This is a genomic window from Wenzhouxiangella limi, from assembly GCF_010499265.1.
Lineage (GTDB): Bacteria > Pseudomonadota > Gammaproteobacteria > Xanthomonadales > Wenzhouxiangellaceae > Wenzhouxiangella > Wenzhouxiangella limi.
Genome location: NZ_JAAGSC010000027.1, coordinates 1 through 6,685, shown reverse-complemented (window position 1 = coordinate 6,685; position 6,685 = coordinate 1). Strand labels below are relative to the sequence as shown.

Below are 6,685 nucleotides of genomic sequence, written 5' to 3'. Positions count from 1 at the left end.
CGCGCCCAGGTTGGCTGACGTGGCATCCTGAAAGGCAAGACCGCCACTTTGGGTGGCAATGGAATCCAGAACATTCGGGTCAGCATTGCCAAAGCCGATGGTAAAGACCGGTGTGCCAGCGGCGATGGCCGCATCAATGGCCTGTGCTTTGCTGCGTGAACTTCTGTTATCACGACCGTCGGTGAACAGCACGATCGCTTTACGTCCAGTAGCGGTTTGGCTGTAGGCTGCCGCATCGGCAACCGCATCGTAGATCGCGGTTGACCCCTGGAGCGTGATCGAATTGACCGCACCGCTTGCCAGGGCTTTATCCGTGGTGAAGTCTTGCAGCCGATCGATGTTGCCGTTGAACTGCCATATCGCCACTTCATCGTCGTTGGCCAGCAAACCGATGAAATCGTTGGCTGCCGATTGCATATTCATCAAGTCAGCGTTTGACAGGCTGGTGCTGCGGTCGATGACAATACTGACCGCCAAACGGGAACTGCTGCCGGTACTGACTGTGCTCAAACTGAAGGGCAAACTCTGGCCATCTTCGGCCAGAGTGAAGTTGCTGCCCGTCAGGCCACCAAGCGACTGACCAAACTGATCGGTCACCGTGACCAGCGCGCTCATATCCGGACAGCTGCTGGCATCAATCTGGTTGATGACCAGGTTCAGCGCCGATAGTGTCTCTAGCTCCACCGTCGCTGTGGCCACATCGTTGCCGGTGTTCGGGTCCAGCGTTGCTGAACCTACCGCCACCGTGTTGTCCACCGGCCCGGCTGGTGCGGTATCAGAGACTTCAACTTGCACGGTGAAGCTTGCGACTGCACCCGGTGCGAGATCACCGGCACTGCATTCAATCGTACCGGTGCCCGTGCAGTCTGCGCTGGCGCTCACGAAGTTCAGATCGCTGGGTAGCGTATCGGTGAGCAGGACACCTTGAGCAGGGTTGGGTCCCGTGTTGTTCACGGTCAAGGTATAGCTGAACTGCTCACCAGGTGAGGCCGTGCTGACTGAGGCGACTTTGGTCACGTTCAGGTCCGCCTGACTGGGCCCAATCAAGTCTTGCCCACACAGCCCTGCCGATGTGCCGTCCTTGGAGAAGGTGCCACTAAAAGTGAAGTTGCCGGTGGCATTGACCGGCGGCGTGAGATCGTAGGTCAGCGTGCGGGCCTGAGCGTCAAAATACGGGCCAAACTTGACCGTCCCGTTGGCGCTGTCAAAGGTGCCGCCCTGTACATTGTTTACCGTCCAGGTCGATGGAGGCACATCTTCGATCGCATACGAACCGGTGCCGGTCGCCGGCTGGGTCTGGATCGTAACGGTCAGCGGGGTCCCAGGCACATAGCCATCAGGCAATACCCGCTGAGCTTCGCAGCCAATGACACCCGTTCCATCAAACGTGATCGTAAGCAAACCCTGGGCCTGACGGTCCAGCAGTGGCTGGGGGACCGTGCCGGTCAGGCTCGGGTTCTGGGCCAGGCCCAGAAACTCAAGGTTTGTATCCAGGTTGCCTAGCTCCATCGGAACTGGGCCCGATAAATTATTGCGCTCAAGATTGATCTGAGTCGCATTGGTCAGCTGGCCTAGTTCAGGTGGAATCGGGCCGGCTAGCTGGTTACGATCAAGATAGAGGCCTTCAATGTCACCGAGGCCGCCTAACTCAGGCGGAATCGAACCAGTTAATAGATTAGCTTGAAGATTGATAAAAATTGGACCTGGCAACTGCCCCAACTCCGGCGGAATAGATCCCGTTAATTGATTGCCCCAGAGGAATAGGCCAGTCGTCAAATTGCTGAGTTGCCCTAGTTCAGGGGGTATGGATCCCGTCAAATCATTTCCACCCAGCCCAAGCGACTGAAGCAAACTCAACTGAGCCAATTCAGCTGGAATGGGACCGGTCAGTTGATTCCATCCAAGACTCAGATTTGTCAAACTACTGAGCTGGGAAAACTCTGTGGGAATTAACCCGGTCAAACCGTTGAAATTCAGGTTAAGTGTTTCTAATGCGATGACTTGACTGAGCTCAGAGGGAATTGGCCCAGTCAGTTGATTCTTCGCCAACCAAAGGAACCTCAAATTTCGCAGCTGACCGATTTCAGGAGGAATCAAACCAGACAACCCATTCTCCTCCAAGACAATTTCTGTCACGGAACCATTTGAACATCTCACTCCAAACCAAGAGCACTCCGTCCCCTCTGGTCCCAGCCAGCCCGTATTGTTTGCCCAGTTAACACCATTGGTCGAGTTATAAAGTGCAGTGAGTGCATCTCTGTCTGACGCTGTTTCGTATTGAGCAAAGTTGCCGTTAGGGTTGCTGCCGGCTTGAGAGAACTGACCGCCGACATAAAGGTCGGCGCCAACCGCGGCGAGAGCCCGAACGGGTCCATTGACCCCCTCGCCGAGCGCGGACCAGCCGCTGTTGCCGGTCTGCGTGGTATCGAACTTGGCAACGTTGTTTGTGGGCGAGCCGCCGGCCTGGCCGAACTGACCGCCAACATAAAGATCAGTGCCGGTTGCCAGCAAGGTAAAGACTCCGCGCAAGGCTGCGCCGCCACCGCTCAGCCCATCGCCGAGCGGGGACCAGCCGCCGTTGTCGGTTTGGGTCGTGTCAAACTTCGCGATCGCGCTCGCCCCCTCAGCAGCCGCTTGTGAAAAAAAGCCACCAACGTAAAGATTCGTGTCGATCGCAGCCAAGACAGATACTGTGCTGTTTACCCCGTCGCCGAGCGCGGACCAGCCGCTGTTGCCGGTCTGAGTGGTATCGAATTTGGCAACGTTATTTGCGGGCGAACCGCCGGCCTGGGTGAATCTTCCACCGACATAAAGTTCGTTGCCGATTGCGGTCAGGGCCCGCGCGCTTGCAAAGGACCCACCATTTACGCCGTCGCCAAGTGCAGACCAAGAGATGTTGCCGATCTGGGTGGCATCCAACTTGGCAACGTTATTTGCAGGCGAACCGCCGGCCTGGGTGAATTCTCCACCGACATACAGGTCAGTGCCGATTGCGGATAGAGCCCAAACGGTTCCGTTTACGCCATCGCCGAGCGCGGACCAGCCGCTGTTGCCGGTCTGCGTGGTATCGAACTTGGCAACATTACTGGCGGGCAAACCGCCGGCCTGGGAGAATTCTCCACCGACGTACAAGTCAGTGCCGATTGCGGATAGAGCCAGAAGGGGTCCATTGACCCCGTCGCCGAGGGTGGACCAGCCGCTGTTGCCGGTCTGGGTAGTGTCGATTTTCGCGATCGCACTCGCCTCCTCAGTACCTGCTTGTGAAAAAGAGCCACCAACGTAAAGGTCCGTGCCAATCGCAGCCAGGGCAGATACTGTGCTGTTTACGCCGTCGCCCAGCGCGGACCAGCCGCTGTTGCCGGTCTGCATGGTATCGAACTTGGCAACGTTATTTGCGGGCGAACCGCCGGCCTCGGTGAATATTCCGCCAACATAAAGCTCGTTGCCGACTGCAGTCATAGCGCGTGTGCTTGCAACCGGCCCACCACTGACGCCTTCGCTGAGTGCAGACCAGCCGCTGTTGCCGGTCTGGGTAGTGTCGAACCTCGCGATCGCACTCGCCCCCTCGGCACCTGCTTGTGAAAAGGAGCCACCAACGTAAAGATTCGTGTCAATCGCAGCGAGGTCAGATACTGTGCTGTTTACGCCGCCGCCGAGTGGAGACCAGCCGCTGGCGCCGTTTTGCGTGGTATCGAACTTGGCAACATTGTTTGCGGGCGAGCCACCAGCCTGAGTGAATTGTCCACCAACGTACAAGTCAGCGCCGATTGCGGATAGAGCCCGAACGGCACCGTTTACGCCGTCGCCGAGCGCGGACCAGCCGCTGTTGCCGGTCTGTGTTGTATCGAACTTCGCAATTCGACTTGCCGGTGCACCGCCAACTGATACGAAATCACCCCCAACAAACAGATCGGCGCCTATCGCAGTGAGGGCACTCACCTGCGCAAAACTAAAAAACATGCCGGTAAGCCCGTCGCCGAGCGCGGACCAGCCGCTGTTGCCGGTCTGTGTTGTATCGAACTTGGCAATGCTATTTGCCGATGCAGCGCCAGCCGAGTTGAAGGAACCTCCGATAAAGAGATCGGTGCCGATCGCGGCCAGGGCGCCTACGCTACCGTTTTGCCCCCCTACCCCGTCACCAAGAATGGACCAGCCACTGTTGTCGGTCTGGCTTGTATCGAATTTGGCAATGCCGTTTGCCGGTGCACCGCCAGCCGAGCTGAAAGCGCCTCCGACATAAAGATCAGTGCCAATCGCAACTAACGCTAGGACGCTGCCATTCACGCCATCGCCGAGGGCAGAAAACTCTCTTACTCCAGGAGTATAGCGAGCCACATTCGACACCGCTGCCAGCCCACATATCTGAAATCTCCCACCTAAAAAAATTTCTCCGTTGATTGCGAGTGCAGCTTGAATCTGTCCGTCGCAGCCCGGAAGACCAAACCTGCTTTCTGACCATCTGTGGTTAGGCGAGTTTCCTGTGCGAGCAAATCTAGGCATGTTGCCCTGTTTACTGATCATCCGAAATCCGGCCGGGTCGATAGAGCCAGAGAATCCATGAGGCAAATGGACGTAGCCTTTCTCGTCAATAAGCTCGGCAAGCGAAACATCAAAGCCCTGTTCGGCGGGCAATGAATCCCTAATACTCTCTCTCTCCAAGTCTTGAGCGATTGAATGCGTTGACAAACAGGTAATGATCAGCCAACAAATGGTCCAGGAGTTTCTTATGCTTATAGGTTTCATAAGGAAGAGCCTTTGTAAGTAAAGTTATGCACTAGCGATCGGCTCTTTGATGAAAGCCACATTGTCTTATGGTGTGACAACTTTCACGCCAAGTATTCACCCATCCATTCGGCTTATAAAAACGCCAACACTGGCCATTATCAGAGCCACTGCAGCTTACCAAGCTGTAGTATCTCTTACATAATCGCTCTCTATGAAGGTCGGTTGCAGCCGATAGGCCCTCAGATAGTCCCAGCGTTAGGCCATCCCTCAAGCTTGTCCCGTGGTGCACTCAGTTGACGCCGCCACTTGCCTTGGCCTCGAAGCTGTCTTTGAAAATTCGGCCTGACTGTCTGTTGAGTTGGGTATCTCCCGTTACCTCGAAGCTCTCTCCGTCAACATTGAGTCTTCCAAAGAAACTCTCTGCTTGCACGTCAGCCGGGGGAATCAAGTCGTACTCAAGCGTGCGGTCTTGCCCATCGAAGAACAAGCCCCAGTTGATCTGGCCGGTCTGTTCGACATACACGCCACCTTCGGTGATGTTCTCAACCGTCCAGCCTTCAGGCGGGGTCTCGGTCAGCGCATAGACCACGCCGTTCTGCAGGCTCACGTCAATGCTCACCGTGATCGGCTGTCCGGGCAAGAAGCCGGCTGGTAGTTGACGTTCAGCCGTTGCGGCAACCTGCCTGGCCGTCAGGACACTGCGGGCCAGATTGCTGGCAACTCGGCTCTGAGACGTCGTCGCCGTCCCGCTAGCAAACGGTGGATCAAGGTTGGGATCAAAGAAATAGGCCTCGCCGTTCAACCACAGTGTTCCCGCGAGAACCGCGTAGTCCAGGGGGATCGGACTGGGCTCGACAGGCCAGCCTCGATCGTTCTTCCAGGCCGCGCCATACGCGGTCAGTTCATTGATGTCTACCCTAAAGTCACCATTGATGTCCGCCGGGAAGAAATTGCCAACTTCAAGGGTCTCCGGACCACAAACCGCTTCCTGACGAATACCAAAGCTTGTCGTGCCGATAAACTGCACCGTCCCATTATCAACAGCGGTCTGAGCGTTGTAGGCCAGTGAGGTCACCTGATCGGGTGCCAGGTTATCCCATTGAATCGTTCCGCTCTGTCCATCAAACACCCCGCCCTGTGTGATGTCAGTCGCCGTCCAGCCGGCGGGCAGTTGTTCAACAATACTGAAGGTCTCTGTCTGGCCCGTGCTATCCAGCTCGATCGAAATCGGGTTATTGACGTTCAGCCCATAGCCGCTCGGCAGGCTGCGCTCCGCCGAACAGGTCCCGCCACAGGGTGAGTTAGCCTGCGTATAGTCCCGGCTCTCGTCATCACTCAGCCCCTGATCCGCTACGGTGATACCAATCGTGTGCGACCGGCCATCGCCAACTGGTGGCTGCCAGCTCAGGACATACTGGTTGTTGAGCAGGTCACCAATATTGGCCAGCAACGCGCCCAGGTTGGCTGACGTGGCATCCTGAAAGGCAAGACCGCCACTTTGGGTGGCAATGGAATCCAGAACATTCGGGTCAGCATTGCCAAAGCCGATGGTAAAGACCGGTGTGCCAGCGGCGATGGCCGCATCAATGGCCTGTGCTTTGCTGCGTGAACTTCTGTTATCACGACCGTCGGTGAACAGCACGATCGCTTTACGTCCAGTAGCGGTTTGGCTGTAGGCTGCCGCATCGGCAACCGCATCGTAGATCGCGGTTGACCCCTGGAGCGTGATCGAATTGACCGCACCGCTTGCCAGGGCTTTATCCGTGGTGAAGTCTTGCAGCCGATCGATGTTGCCGTTGAACTGCCATATCGCCACTTCATCGTCGTTGGCCAGCAAACCGATGAAATCGTTGGCTGCCGATTGCATATTCATCAAGTCAGCGTTTGACAGGCTGGTGCTGCGGTCGATGACAATACTGACCGCCAAACGGGAACTGCTGCCGGTACTGACTGTGCTCAA

At 56.6% G+C, this 6,685-nt stretch carries 2 protein-coding genes; both read right to left on the bottom strand.

All coding sequences use genetic code 11. The features are described 5' to 3' along the window. On the bottom strand, positions 1-4,632 hold a 4,632-nt coding region (locus tag G3I74_RS01360; protein WP_164209437.1), incomplete at its 3' end, for a VWA domain-containing protein. A gap of 382 nt (positions 4,633-5,014) precedes the next feature. After that, a partial coding sequence (locus G3I74_RS01355; RefSeq protein WP_203594449.1) for a vWA domain-containing protein occupies positions 5,015-6,685 on the bottom strand: 1,671 nt, incomplete at its 5' end.